The following is a 13,870-nucleotide window of genomic DNA, read 5'->3' on the forward strand; positions in this document are numbered from 1 at the left end:
GGGAATTATTGCCCGGAGTGCTCCGCGCTTTCGTCGTCGCGTATCGGGGAGGCGACCGCGACGTGGCCGGACGTCCGCTCGCGCATGCAGACCGCGACCACGACGCCCGAGACGAACGTCAGCGCGGCGATCGATGTGATCGCCCAGGACAGCCCGAAGCGGTCGGCTATCAGCCCGGCGGAGAGGGCGCCGATGGCATAGCCGAGGTCGCGCCAGAACCGGTAGACGCTCAGCGACCGCGCCCGCCAGCTCGGATGCGAGGCATCGGAGACGGCGGCGATCAGGCTCGGATAGACCATCGCCGTACCCAACCCGAGCAGCAGGCTGCCGAGCAGCCACCACTCGAAGGATCGCGTCGCCGCGGTGAGGAACAGGCCGCCGGCCTGGACCCACATGCCCGCCACGATCAGCCCCTTGCGCCCCCAGCGGTCGCTGAGCGGGCCGGTGGCGACCTGCAGGATGCCCCACGCCGCCGGATAGACCGCCTTGAGGATGCCGATGCGCTCGACCCCGAGCCCGAAGGAGGTGAAGAACAGGGGCAGGATGCCCCAGCTCATGCCGTCGTTGAGGTTGTTGACGAGCCCTGCCTGGGACGCGGCGAACAGGTTGCGGTCCTTGAATGAGGTGAGTGCGAACACCTCGCGGAAGCTGAGCGGCGAGGCCTCCTTGGCGTGCGTGGCGGCCTCCAGCCGGACGTGGTCGCGCGTGTCCTTGACCAGCAGGATCGACAGTGCCGCCCCGATCACCGCGTAGCCGACGCCGAGATAGATCGGGGCCGGCCTCAGGCCGTAGCGCGAGGCGATGTAGCCGGTGAGGAATGCCGTCACGCCGACGGTGAGGTAGCCGGCGAACTCGTTGAGGCCCACCGCCAGGCCACGCGACTTCGGCCCGACGAGATCGACCTTCATGATCACCGTCATCGACCAGGCGAGCCCCTGGTTGATGCCGAGCAGCGCGTTGGCGGCGATCACCCATTCCCAGTTCGGCGCCCAGATGATCATGAACGGAACCGGCAGGCCGACGAGCCATCCCAGAACCAGGACGCGCTTGCGGCCCCAGTGGTCGGCCAGTTGCCCCGACACCAGGTTGGCGAGCGCCTTGACCACGCCGAAGCTGACGATGAAGGAGACCACCAGCGTCGTCGAGGCGATGCCGAACTCCTCGGAGCCGATGAGCGGCACGACGGTGCGTTCGATGCCGACCATGCCGCCCACGAAGGCGTTGATCAGCACCAGAAGCGCGAATTGGCGCCAGTTCTCCTTGAGCCCGAGCCTGATATGCGCCTTGGCGTGCTGGGCAGTCGATGTGGTTTCGTTCATGGTCAAGCCGCCGTGGCCGAGAGGCTGGAATTCGCTGCCCTGATGCGGGCGGCCTCGGGCGGCGCCGGCGGGATGTCGGTCAGCATGAAGCGGATGAATGCCGCCTCGTCGTCGATGCCGAAGGCCTGGTTGTGGCGCTTCTCGAAGCCGATGGTCGACCAGGGCTTGCCGCTCAGGCGCCGGCCGCACACCGAGCCGGCATAGGCGCCGGGCATGACCTCGACATGGTCGGGCAACGCCTTCAGCCGCTGGATGCTCCGGAAAAGGTCCTTCGCTCCCTGTTCGGCGCTGACCGCGAGTTCGGTGCGGCCGAGGTCGCCTGCCATCAGCGTATGGCCGGTCAGGACGAACCAGGTCTCGTCGGCGCGGGTGTGGTCGCTGACCAAAAGGCAGATGTGCTCGGGCGTGTGGCCTGGCGTGTGCATCACCGTGGCCGTGACGTTGCCGAGCGGCAGCACGTCGCCGTCGGCAGCGCCCCGGAACGGGAACGCCACCTCCGCGTTCGCCGCCAGCACGTATTCCGCGCCGGCCGTCTCGGCGAGCGCATGGCCCGCGGAAATGTGGTCGGCATGGACATGCGTGTCGACGACGAAATTGATGCGCATGCCCGCGGCATCCGCGGCGCGCAGGTAGAACTCGATGTCGCCGACGGGATCGACCACCGCGCCGGTGGCCTTGCCGCCGCAGCCGAAAAGGTAGGAAATGCCGACGGGGTCGGCATGAAGGAACTGGCGCAGGATCATGGGCTTGAACTCCATTCCATGAACGGATAACATTCAATCATTCTGCTGAATGTTCCATTGAGGAGGTCTCATGTCAAGCGTCGGACCGAAGCAGGCGATCTACGGCAGCCTTTCGGAGGTTGCCCAGGCGCTCGGCCACCCGCACCGGCTTGAACTGCTCGAGCATCTTGCCCAGGGCATGCGCAGCGTCGAGGAGCTGTCGGCCCGCACGCGCCTGACCTTCGCCAACACCTCGCGCCACCTGCAGATACTCCGCCGGGCGCGCCTCGTCGACACCGAGCGCCGCGGCAAGCACATCTTCTATCGCCTCGCCGGAGAGGCCGAGGTGGTCGATGTCATGGGCGCGCTCGGCCGCCTCGGCGAGCGCAACATGGCCGAGATCGACCGCGTCATGGCCGACTATTTTCGTGCCCGCGACGCGCTGGAGCCAGTGTCGCGCAAGGACCTCGTCGCCAGGCTGCACGAGGGATCGGTGACGGTGCTGGACGTGCGGCCGGAGGACGAGTTCGTGGCCGGCCATCTTCCCGGCGCCCTCAACATCCCTGTCTCGGACCTCCAGCGCCGCCTCGGCGAACTCCCGTCGGACCGCGAGGTGATCGCCTACTGCCGCGGGCCCTACTGCGTGCTGTCGTTCGAAGCGGTCGCCGCGCTGCGGGCGAAAGGCTATCTCGTCCGCCGGCTGGAAGACGGCTATCCCGAATGGAAGGCCGCGGGCCTGCCGGTCGAAGGGGCCGCCTGAACGAACACCGCGGCGAGGTCGCCGCGCCCTTTCTCAGCGCAAGAAGATCAGCGCCATGCCGGCGACCACCAGCGCCGCCCCGGCCCAGGCGCCGCCGGCGGGGCGTTCGCCCGTCTTCGCCCACAGCATCGGCAGGATGATCACCGGGGAGGTGGCCGACAGCGTCGACACGATGCCGACCTTGCCGCCCGACAGCGCGAACAACAAGAGCGTCATGCCGATGGCGAGCGCGATGATGCCGGTCAGCGCCGTCATCGCCGCCACCTTCCAGGTCAGCGGCCCCTTCGGCTTGACGGCGGGGATCGGCAGCTGGATCAGCACGCTGAGGCAGAGAGCGGCGATGCCCACCCGCAGCATCGAGGCGGCGAACGGGTCGAGGCCCGTCGCCATGACCGGGCGGGCGATGATCGAGCCGACCGCCTGGCCGGTCGCGGCGCCGAGACCGAGCGCGACCCCGATCCACAGCGGGCCCTTGACCGCCTCCCATTCGTGCAATTGTGCCCGCCGCTTGCCGAAGAGGATGGCCAGAAGCACGCCGGCGACCGTCAGGCCGATGCCGGCGATCGCCGTTTGCGACAGGTCCTCGCCGAGCGCCAGCCAGCCGAGCAGGGCGGCGATCGGCGCATTGAGCGCGAACAGGATGCCGGAGCGCCGCGGCCCGAGCCGGTTGAGTGCCGCAAACAGCAGCGTGTCGCCGATGAAGATGCCGACCAGGCCGGAGAGCAGCAGGGGGCCGACATTGCTGGCGTCGAGCTCGCGCCAGGCGCCGGTGGCGAGCACGTAGAGCGCCAGCATCACCGTCACGAACACCTGGCGGACCCGGTTGAAGGCGGGTGCGCCGAGATGCCCTGCAGGCCCGGCCGAGATCATCCCGGTCAAGGCCCAGCAGACGGCGGCTCCAAGTGCGGCAAGTTCGTGAATGGGCATCTGGCTTCGACGGGTTCGAGCGACGGAAGAAAGGCGCGCGCCGTTTGCGGACGGCTGCCCGAGCGACGGCTCAATGTGATTGATTCTCAGGGAGATTCCACGGGATTTCTCTGCCCGCTGCGAATTCCGGCTGGCGCTTCGGTTTCACCGACGGTTCGCCGTGGCGGAAATCCGGTTGAGCGACGACAGGGTAGCCTTGCGGCGTGGCCGTCGATCTGATTCCCTAGAGATGATCCGATTCGGGCTGGGGCATCGTGCAGGAACCGGACTAGATGAGCTCTTCCAGGAAGCCAGAGATTTCAGAAATGAGGCCGAAGCTGACCGTCATCGGGGTCGGCGGTGGTGGCGGCAACGCCGTCAACAACATGATCGCCCAGGGCTTGGCCGGCACGGACTTCATCGTCGCCAACACCGACGCCCAGGCGCTCACCATGTCCAAGGCGCCGCGACTGATCCAGCTCGGCGCCCTGGTCACCGAGGGGCTCGGCGCGGGCTCCTTGCCGGAGATCGGTCAGGCGGCGGCCGAAGAGTCGATCGACGAGGTGATGGACTACCTGTCGGACACCCATATGTGCTTCGTCACCGCCGGTATGGGCGGTGGCACGGGCACCGGGGCGGCCCCGGTCATCGCCAGGGCGGCGCGTGAAGCCGGCATTCTGACGGTCGCGGTGGTCACCAAGCCATTCGCCTTCGAGGGCAAGCGCCGCATGCAGATGGCCGAGCGCGGCATCGAGCTCCTGCGCGAAGCCGCCGACACCGTCATCGTCATCCCCAACCAGAACCTGTTCCGGGTCGCCAACGCCAGCACGACCTTCGAGATGGCGTTCGGCATTGCCGACCAGGTCCTCCTCTCCGGGGTCAGCTGCATCACCGACCTCATCGTCAAGGAGGGTCTGATCAATCTCGACTTCGCCGACGTCAAGACGGTGATGCGCGGCATGGGGCGCGCGATGATGGGCACCGGCATCGGCACGGGCGACAACCGCGCCATGAAGGCGGCGGAAGCCTCCATCGCCAATCCTTTGCTCGACGAGCGCTCGATGAAGGGCGCCCGCGGCGTGCTGATATCGATTTCGGGCGGCATGGACATGACGCTGTTCGAGGTCGACGAGGCGGCAACCCGCATTCGCGAGGAGGTCGGCGACGATGCCGACATCATCGTCGGTGCCATCTTCGACCAGTCCCTGGCGGGGCAGTTCAAGGTTTCGGTCGTGGCCACGGGCCTGTCGCCCTCGGCGGCCGACGGCGATCCGTTCGTCATCCGCCAGACGGCGGCGGCGCAGGTGGCCCACTAGGAGCAACCCGCCTTCAGGCTGGCGTGGGGGCTGCGCGCGGCGGGACGCGCCGCCGCCGCGCATGCCGGCCAGGCCCGCAAGGCAATAATCCGCTAATCTCTTCGTGGTTTGATGCATCGATTTCGCCGCTGTGCCTGAAGGGCAGCTGCCCGCCCACGACGAATGCCTTGCGTGTAACGACTGATGCAACTTTCCGAAAAGCTGGTGATGCGGGGCGCCGTCTGGACGATCGGCACCTACGGCCTTTCGGTCGTCCTCCGCTTCGGTTCCAACGTCATCCTGTCGCGGCTGGTGGTGCCTGAAGTTTTCGGCATCATGCTGGTCATCAACACGCTGCGCAGCGGCATCGAGCTGATCTCGGACGTCGGCATCGGCCAGAACATCATCCACAACAGCCATGGCGAGGAGAAATCCTTCCGCGACACGGCCTGGACCATCCAGATCCTGCGCGGCATGATCCTGTTCGGCATCATGTTCCTCGCCGCCGCCCCGCTCGGCCGGCTCTATTCCCTGCCGACCACCGCCATTCAGTTCGCGTCGATCAGCCTTGCGATCATGGGCGCGGCGTCGGTTTCGATCTACATCCTGCAGCGGCGGATGCAGCTCATTCGGCTCAACCTCTTCGACCTGTCGATGGATGTCATCGGCTCGCTGCTGGTCGTGGGCCTTGCCCTCTACAGCCCGACGATCTGGTCGTTGATCCTGGCCGGCGTGCTGGGCGCCGCGGTCAGGGCCTGCTCGACATACCTGCTTCCCTACGGGCGCAACTGGTTTGCCTGGCAGCCGCACTACGCCCACCAGATCCTGCATTTCGGCAAGTGGATCTACATCGCCTCGCTGCTGTCGTTCCTGAGTTCCAGCTTCGACAAGCTGTTCCTCGGCCAGAGCATCCCGCTGGCCATGCTGGGCGTCTACGGCATCGCCCGCAACATCGCCGACCTTCCGGCGATGCTGAGCGCGCGCCTGGGCTATTCCGTGGTGTTCCCGCTGATCTCCCGGGAAAAGGACAAGCCGCGCGCCGAATTGCGCAAGCGCCTGGTCCCGCTGCGGCTCAAGCTGCTGCTCGCCTGCGCGGTCTGCATGGCCCTCGGCATCGCCTTCGCCGACGTCGCCGTGCGCATCATCTACGACGCCCGCTACCACGAGGCCACCTGGATGCTGCCGATCCTCCTGGTCGGGGTCTGGGGCGCCATCCTCTGCAGCATCAACGAATATGCCCTGCTGGGCGTCGGCAAGCCGCTCTACGGCGCCGCCGGCAACATGGCCAAGCTGGCATCGCTGGCGATCGGCATCCCGGCTGGCCTCTATTTCCAGGGGCTGCTCGGCGCCATTCTCGTCATCGCCTTCAGCGACCTCTGCCGCTACTTGATCATCCTCTTCGGCCAGCGTCGCGAGCGCATTTCCTTCTTCGCCCAGGACGTTCTGCTCAGCATCCTCATGCTCGGTCTCCTGGCGGGCCTGACGCTGCTGCGCCAGCAGCTGGGCTTCGGGACCACCTTCGACGGAGCCGCGGGCTGAGATGAAGGCGGCTGAGGCAAGTGTCGGCGTCGTCGTCATCGGCAGGAACGAGGGCGCGCGGCTGATCTCCTGCCTGCTCTCGCTCGGCGAACTGGCGGCAAGCACGGTCTATGTCGATTCCGGCTCGACCGACGGCAGCGCCGAAGCGGCGAGGCGCCTGGGCGCCGCGGTCGTCGAGCTGGACATGAGCGTGCCGTTCACCGCGGCCCGCGCCCGCAATGCCGGCTTCGCGCGTCTGGACCGGCCGGAGCTGGAATTCGTGCAGTTCGTCGACGGCGACTGTACGCTCGCCCCCGAATGGATCACGCGAGCCCACGCCTTCCTCGCCGCGCATGACGACGTCGCCGTCGTCGCCGGCCGGCGGCGCGAGCGGGCGCCCGAGCAATCGGTCTACAACGCGCTGTGCGACCGCGAGTGGGACACACCCGTCGGCGAGGCGACCGAGACCGGCGGCGACTGCCTCGTCCGGGCCGCGTCGTTCCGAAAGGTGGGCGGCTATGCTCCCGACCTGATCGCCGGCGAGGAGCCGGAAATGTGCGTAAGGCTGCGCGGCGCCGGCTGGCGCATCTGGCGCCTCGATGCCGAGATGACGCTGCACGACGCCAACATCACCCGTTTCGGGCAATGGTGGCGCCGTGCCACGCGCGCCGGCCATGCCTATGCCGAGGTCGCGGCCCGGCATGCCAATTCGCCCTGTGCCATATGGGGTGCCAACGTGCGTCGGGCGCTGCTCTGGGGCATTGCCCTGCCAGCCGCGATCCTGGCCGCAGCGGCACTGGTCCACCCGGCCTCCCTCGCCCTGCTTCTGCTCTATCCGCTCCAGGTGGCGCGGATCGCTTGGCGCGAAAGGGCGATCGGGCGCTCCGGCTGGGCCTATGCCCTGTTCGTCACCCTGGCCAAGTTCCCCGAGGCGCAGGGCGTGGTCCGCTTCTACGCCGGACGGCTGCTCAGGCGCCGGGCTGGCATCATCGAATACAAGTAGCGCTATTCGGCCGCCTCGGCGGTGTGGTCGACCGGCGGTTGCGAGGATGGCCGGGCCGTGGCGTCCCGGTTGGCGGCGCCGAACAGCCGTAGCAGCTCGCGCCCCAGCCGGCGGCGGTCGTGGCTTTGCTCGACGCGTTCGCGTCCCACGCGCCCCATCCGCTGCAACTCGTCCGGACTGGCCGTGAGCGCCGCGCGCATGGCACCCACCAACTGGCCGTGGTCGCCGGGCGTGACCAGCCAGCCGCAGCTGTCGTCGACGAGCTCGGGAATGCCGGCCACCGTCGTCGAGATCACCGGCCGACCCAGGGCAAACGCCTCCATGATGACGATGGGCAAGCCCTCGGCATAGCTCGGCAGCAACAGCGCTCGCGCCCCGGCGACCATGCGGCGGACTTCGCCATTGCTCGCCCAGCCGTGCAGCCTGACCTCCTGTGCCACGCCGTGCCGGGCGATCTCGGCCTCGATCTCCTGGCGCTTGTCGCCGTCGCCCACCAGCACCACCCTGATACCGGGAAAGTCGCGCTTGAGTGCGGCCACGGCGGCCGGGATGTGCACCTGACCCTTGGCGGCGCACAGGCGGCCGACGCAGACCAGCGTCAGGTTGTCCGGCGACGGCGCTGGTGCGGGTTCGAAGTCGCCGAGGTCTATGCCGCAGCGCACGACGTGGATCTTGCCGGTATCCTCGGGCCGCGCCAGGGAGGTAAGCAGGCCGCGGCCGTAGTTGGAGATCGCCACCGCAAAGGCCGAGCGGGCGATCTTTTCCTTGAAGCTCAGCCGTTCGGGCTCGATGAATTCGTCGGGACCATGGGCGGTGAAGCTGTAGCTGGGGCCACCGAGGATGGAGGACAGCATGGCTACCGCGGCGGCGTTGTTGCTGTAGTGCGAATGCACGTGGCCTATCCCGAGCCGCTTCGCCTGCTGCCGCAGCGCCGCCGCCTGCATCATGTAGGCGACGTGGCGGATCGTTCCGCCCCGTGCGTTGGCAAGCAGCGTCCACCAGGCAGGCAGCGCCCGGACCAGCCCCGCGGGATTGACGAACAATTCGCGCAGCGCGGCCTTGAACAGGCCCTTGACGTTGCCGTCGAGCAGGTAGCGCGTCATGTCCACCTCCTGCCAGTCCGCCGGGTCGACCAGCGGACCGTCGAAGCGGCGCACCGCCAGCCGGACGACCTCCACGCCGAGTTCCTCCAGGGCGGCGATCTCGCCGCGGATGAAGGTGGCGCTCGGCGCCGGGTAGGTGTTCAGGAAATAGGCGATCTTCATGGTCGGCCGAACTTCGCTTCTATCGTGTTGCCTGCCAGCGCGCCGGCATCGCCGACGGGCGGGCCGGCGCCGCATAGGCGCTCCTTGCCGTGGACCGGCTGGCTGGCGCCGTGCGCCACTTGACCGCGGCTCGGAGCGACAGTCCGAACGCCATGCCCATCGTGCTGAACAGCAGGTACTGGATCTCGCGCGCGAATATGACCCACTCGTACATCGAATGCACATAGGCGATCAGCATCGCCACGCCCATGCCGAGCAGCAGATTGCCCTCGGCGGTCATCCGCTCGCGCCAGCCCCATTTCAGCGCGGTGATAAGGGGTACGGCAAGCATGAGGACGAAGGCGAACAGGCCGAGATAGCCGGTCTCGACCGTGGCCAGCCAGTAGGCGTTGTGCACGATGTTGTTGCGGTTGCCTTCGCTGGGCGAAACGTTGGCCCGCTCGGAGTAGCCGAAATTCTTGGCGATGTAGACATAGTGGTTGACGCCCACGCCGGCCGGATAGTCGGCCACGATGTAGGACGCTGCCAGCTCGAAGGCTGCCCGCTCGTCATATTCTTCCTCGGTGAGCGGCACCGCCTCGAAGCGGTTCTGGAAGGTCGAGATCGCCACCGGCGCAACCGCCGCCAGCGCCACCGCAGCCGCCAGCGCCAGCATCACCTTGCGCTGCGTCAGCCCGGCGAGCGCCAGCGCGCAGTATGTGATGATCATGCCGATTGCCGCGAGCCCGACGGCCGCGCGCGACGCCGTGAAGATTACCACGAGCACCGTCGCCATGATCGCCGGCACGAGATAGCGCAGGCGGCCGTAGCCGTAGAGCAGCATCGCCAGATGCGGAAACAGCACGAAATGCGTGGTCAGGCCGAGCGTGTTCTGGTGCACGAACAGCCCGCGCGTCTGGGTCAGGTCGAGGCCGAAGCGCTGGTAGACCACGGCGATGACGTTCATGCCCATGCCGATGGCCATGCCGCGCAGTATGTCGACGACGACCTTCGGGTCGTGGCGTGCAGCGCGCGTCACCGCCACCACCACCAGGAACATGCGCATGAACTGCCAGATGCCGAAGGTCGTGGCCAGCGGCTCCGTGGCCTGGAAGATCGAAAGCGACGCGACCGCGATATAGATGAGCAGGGGCACCTTGTATGCCCAAGGCACCGGCCCGCCCGGCACCGCGAGCAGTGCCGCGAGCGCCAGGATGTCGACGATCGTGATCTCGAGGCTGTAGACGAAGCCGACCCACTCGCCCGCCCAGGAAATGATGCCGATGTCGAACAGCGGCAGCGCCGCGGCCAGGAAGGGCAGCAGGCCGAACAGCGTCCAGAACAGGCGAGCGAACGCGGCATTGCCGCGCAAGCCGAGGCTGAGCGGAAACGCGCTGGCCAGCGCCATGATCAGGACGACGAATTTCAAGCAAATTGCCTCGGAGTATTAACATCTGGCACATATCACGGTGGGGCGACCTTCCGAGTTAACGGTCGGTTCGATCGGGTCTTAGGGTTAACAAGAAGAAATGCTCATGCGTCTTCGGCAAGGACTCTGGATACTTGCGGTCTTTCTGCTTGTCTCGATGAGCGCTGGTGCCCGTTCGCAGGAGATCCCGGTGACGGAGGTCGCCATGGCGGCGCCCGATATCGTCTCGATCGAGATGCGCGAGCCGGCTTTCCTGCGCGGACGCATCGTCGGCCTGGACCGTCCGCGTGCCGAGCCCGTCGGCACCTGGGTACGCTACCAGGGCGCCTGGGGGCTGGTCATCGGGCCCGACCGCGATCGGCTGCGCATCGCCGACACGCCGCCCGGCATGGTTCTCGATCGCGGTGCCGTCGACGTGGCCTCCGCCTATGCGCCGATCGGCGGGCGCAAGGTGATTGCGGTCTACCGCAAGTCCATGCCCTATGATTCGGGCCTGTTCCGCGGGTCCGGCGGCGACACCCAGGCCGGGGCCAGTTTCAAGCACTATCTCTACCTGCAGCTCGATGGACCGCTTACCGCCGGAACCTATCCGATCGCCGGCCCCGGGCCGCTGCCGGACGGAACCCGCGTCGTGGTGGACGACCGGGCAACGCGGGCGGTGGCGATCCGCGCGACCCAGCTGGGCCATCGTCGCAACGACACCGCCAAGGTCGCCTACCTCGCGCTGTGGCTGCCGGGGGGGCCGGATCGGGGCGCCGTCGATTTCCGCCGCTACGGCATCGACCGTTTCAGCGTGCTCGACGACAGGGGGCGGGAGGTCTTCGACGCGGCCATCGGCCTGCGCGCCGGTCCCGATGACCCCGAGCCCGGCAACGGGCTGCCGCGCGAACTGGTCGGCTACGCCGACGCGGCGGCCGAGCCCGTGCCGCTGTCGCGCATCGACGGCAATTCGTTCGTCGCCGCTCGGCCGCACGGCCTGGTGCGCGGCCAGCGCGTGGCGCTGCAGCGCCTGCAAGGCGATGAGGACGCCGGTGCCGTCTTCGCCACCGTCGGCACGGTCACGGAGACCGGCTTCGACGTCGTCGATGTCGAAGGTGCGCTGCCCGCGACGCTGGCGCCGGGCGCCTTTGCGACGCCGGCCCATGTCGCCAACCGCGCCGGTACCTATGTGTTCGAACTCGACTATTCGGACTGGCGGCCGGAAAAGGACGGCGTCTACCGGCTCCGGATCGCTGGCCTCGGCGTGTCCGATCCGATCGTGATCGCCGACGACGTCTGGCTGCGGTCGGCGCGGCTTTCCATCGGTGGCCTCTACAACCAGCGCAGCGGCATCGCTCTCGACGGGCGTTTCGGCTACGAGCGCCCGACCGCCTTTCGCCCCGGCGAGGGCATGGCGATACGCGAGAGCCGGCTGCCGCTGGCCTGGTCCTCGGAATTCGCTGGCTTCGTGCCGTTCGAGGAGGGCGCCAGGCCCGCCTGGCTGACGGACCGGATCGCGCCGGACAGCTACTGGGGCGGCTACATGGACGCGGGCGACTGGGACCGGCGCATCCAGCACGTCGAGGTGTCGTCGCTCCTGCTCGAGGTCTTCGAGAGCATCGCGCCGGAAAGACGCGGCGTCGATCTCCGCCTGCCGAAGTCCGCGGAGGTGCTCGATCCCGAACTCTATCGCGGAACCGATGCCTTGCCGGACATCGTCCACGAGGCGATCTGGGGGCTGGATTTCTTCCGCCGCCTGCAGATGCCCGACGGCAGCATCCGCGGCGGTATCGAGAGTGCCGCGCATCCGCTCAAGGGCGAGCCGAGCTTTCTCGAGCATCGCCAGGTCTTCGCCTATGCGCCCGACCACGTGTCGAGCTACAGGTACGCCGCCACCGCCGCGAAGCTGGCGCGCGTTTTGAGCGGGTTGGGCAGCGACAGGCTGGCGTCCGTCTATCGCACGAGCGCGCTCGCTGCCTGGCAGGCGGCCGAGCGTGGCTTCGCCGATCCCGACCGCTACTATGCCGACGCCATCGCGGCGGCCGAGGCGTCAGGCGCCTTTGCAGGGGTGGGCTGGGACGAACGCAAGATCGGCTTGCAGGCCCAGGCCGGCGAGTACCGCGCCGCCGCCGCCGCGGCCCTGTTCAGACTGACGGGCGAGCCTGCCTTCGCGACGCTCTTCGAAGCGCGCTGGCGTGCCGGCTGGGACCTCTATGCGCACAAGGGCGACGCGGCCTGGGACTATATGAACGGCCCCGCCGCCGATCCGGGCATCGCAGCTCAGATCCGCGAGGCGTTCCTGGCCGATGCCCGCCTCGTCGTGACCGCCCAGCAGCGCCTGGCCTATCCGGCGATGAAGCATCCGGCCGCGCCCGCCGGCTGGGGGCAGGGCGGTGCGCCCGACTACAGCCAGCTGATGCTCCTCATCCGCGCCCATCGCATCGGCGGGGACCCCGCCATCCTCAAGACCATGCAGCGCGCCCACCACGCCATGCTCGGCGCCAACCAGCTGGGGCTTTCCCTGATGACGGGAGCCGGCGTCCGCCCCGTCGCCAATCCGCTGCACGAGGACAGCATCGCCATGGGTGTCGCCGCACCCATCGGCATCACAGTCTATGGCTGGGCATCCCAGGCGGCGACGGCCCAGGGCTGGGTGTTCGGTCCCTGGTGGTCGCCGCTGGCCGAAGTGGGGTCGGACGAGCGGCGGATAGATCCGCCGCGCTTCTCGCTGCCCTTCTACGAATATCTCGTCGAGCATCCAGCCGTGGTGATGCAGCAGGAATACACCGTCCAGCAGACGATCGGCACGATGGCGGGACTGGCCCTCTACCTGGACGGGCAGTGACCGGCCTTCAGCGCGACACCGGCACCCGCGCGGTCCTGCGTTGCCGGAACTCCGCCAGCGTCAGTCGCAGCAGCGGCAAGACCGAAAAGACGTAGCGGCGCCACAGCCGCTTCGGATCGGTGGCCAGGCGGTGCACCCACTCGATGCCGGCCTTGCTCATCCAGCGCGGCGCCCGCCGCTTCATCCCGGTCATGAATTCGAGCGAAGCGCCGATGCACAGCGCCGTGCCGACCGCCCGCCCATCCATCTTGATGGCATGGGCGATCTTCTCCGACTGCGGCGAGCCGATGGCGAGGAAGGTGAAGGCGGCCTTCTCGCGCACCACGAAGTCGACGCACTTGGCGAGTTCGGCCGGATTGTTGCCGACGCCGAAGGGCGGAACGTGCGCACCAATGCTGAGGCGTGGAAACTTTGCCCGCATCCTCGCGACGACCGCCTCGTTCGGCGCGACCAGGGCGATGTGGTCGCCATCCTTGACGACGGTGCCGAACAGGCAGGCGGTCAGGTCGGCGCCGGTCACACGCGGCAGTTTCAGCGGCATGGCGCGCGCCAGTAGCACCAGCGGTTTGCTGTCGCAGAGCGTCAGCCAGGCTCCCTCGTAGAGCGGCTTCAGCTCGGCATGGGTGGAGAGGCGGACGACATGGTCGACATTGGGGGTCACGACATAGCGGAAGCCGTCGGCGTTGCGCGTCGCCGCAATCAGCTCGACGACGTCGTCGAACTTGATGATGTCGAAGGGCACGTTGAGAAAGTAGTGGCGTTGGATGGCAGGGCCTTTTGCGATGCCGTTGCTTTGCACGAGTGCCAAGATGTAAACCCCCGAGGTGCGCTTGGCTTGGCGCCGACGCCT

The 13,870-nt window shown here is 67.9% G+C and carries 11 protein-coding genes; 5 read left to right on the forward strand and 6 right to left on the reverse strand.

Annotation, left to right across the window (positions count from 1 at the left end):
• Nucleotides 1-5: 5 nt before the first annotated feature.
• Both AmiPiv_RS00975 and AmiPiv_RS00980 read right to left on the reverse strand, forming a co-directional pair.
• Entirely contained in the window at nt 6-1,319 is a 1,314-nt protein-coding gene (locus AmiPiv_RS00975; RefSeq protein ID WP_340035375.1) for an MFS transporter, read from the reverse strand.
• 2 nt (nt 1,320-1,321) lie between these two features.
• Nucleotides 1,322-2,062, reverse strand: coding sequence for an MBL fold metallo-hydrolase (locus tag AmiPiv_RS00980; protein WP_340035376.1), 741 nt, complete (start codon nt 2,060-2,062; stop codon nt 1,322-1,324).
• Between the two features lie 70 nt (nt 2,063-2,132).
• Here AmiPiv_RS00980 and AmiPiv_RS00985 point away from each other — a divergent pair, with 70 nt between their 5' ends.
• Nucleotides 2,133-2,801, forward strand: a complete 669-nt coding sequence (locus AmiPiv_RS00985; protein ID WP_340035377.1) for an ArsR/SmtB family transcription factor — start codon at nt 2,133-2,135, stop codon at nt 2,799-2,801.
• Nucleotides 2,802-2,834: 33 nt separating this feature from the next.
• Here AmiPiv_RS00985 and AmiPiv_RS00990 read toward each other — a convergent pair whose 3' ends face one another.
• A complete protein-coding gene (locus AmiPiv_RS00990) occupies nt 2,835-3,728 on the reverse strand; it encodes a DMT family transporter (RefSeq protein WP_340035378.1) in 894 nt (297 codons plus the stop codon).
• A 272-nt stretch (nt 3,729-4,000) separates the two neighbouring features.
• Between AmiPiv_RS00990 and ftsZ the strand changes: the two genes are divergently transcribed.
• The 3 genes from ftsZ (at nt 4,001) to AmiPiv_RS01005 (ending at nt 7,523) form a co-directional block, all read left to right on the forward strand.
• Nucleotides 4,001-5,023: a cell division protein FtsZ gene (ftsZ, locus tag AmiPiv_RS00995; protein ID WP_340035379.1), complete on the forward strand. Its 1,023-nt coding sequence runs from the start codon at nt 4,001-4,003 to the stop codon at nt 5,021-5,023.
• 183 nt (nt 5,024-5,206) lie between these two features.
• Complete coding sequence (locus tag AmiPiv_RS01000) at nt 5,207-6,541, forward strand: oligosaccharide flippase family protein (protein WP_340035380.1); 1,335 nt, start codon at nt 5,207-5,209, stop codon at nt 6,539-6,541.
• Nucleotide 6,542: 1 nt separating this feature from the next.
• Nucleotides 6,543-7,523, forward strand: coding sequence for a glycosyltransferase family 2 protein (locus tag AmiPiv_RS01005; RefSeq protein WP_340035381.1), 981 nt, complete (start codon nt 6,543-6,545; stop codon nt 7,521-7,523).
• A 2-nt stretch (nt 7,524-7,525) separates the two neighbouring features.
• On the opposite strand, the gene AmiPiv_RS01010 is transcribed toward AmiPiv_RS01005, so the two are convergent.
• A complete protein-coding gene (locus AmiPiv_RS01010; protein WP_340035382.1) occupies nt 7,526-8,788 on the reverse strand; it encodes a glycosyltransferase family 4 protein in 1,263 nt (420 codons plus the stop codon).
• A gap of 19 nt (nt 8,789-8,807) precedes the next feature.
• Entirely contained in the window at nt 8,808-10,196 is a 1,389-nt protein-coding gene (locus tag AmiPiv_RS01015; RefSeq protein WP_340035383.1) for an O-antigen ligase family protein, read from the reverse strand.
• A 190-nt stretch (nt 10,197-10,386) separates the two neighbouring features.
• On the opposite strand from AmiPiv_RS01015, the gene AmiPiv_RS01020 reads away from it, so the two are divergent.
• A complete protein-coding gene (locus tag AmiPiv_RS01020) occupies nt 10,387-13,020 on the forward strand; it encodes a glycoside hydrolase family 9 protein (RefSeq protein ID WP_340035384.1) in 2,634 nt (877 codons plus the stop codon).
• Nucleotides 13,021-13,027: 7 nt separating this feature from the next.
• Here AmiPiv_RS01020 and AmiPiv_RS01025 read toward each other — a convergent pair whose 3' ends face one another.
• Entirely contained in the window at nt 13,028-13,819 is a 792-nt protein-coding gene (locus AmiPiv_RS01025) for a WecB/TagA/CpsF family glycosyltransferase (protein WP_340035908.1), read from the reverse strand.
• Between the last annotated feature and the right edge of the window lie 51 nt (nt 13,820-13,870).

The sequence above is a fragment of the Aminobacter sp. Piv2-1 genome (genome assembly GCF_037625995.1).
GTDB lineage: Bacteria > Pseudomonadota > Alphaproteobacteria > Rhizobiales > Rhizobiaceae > Aminobacter.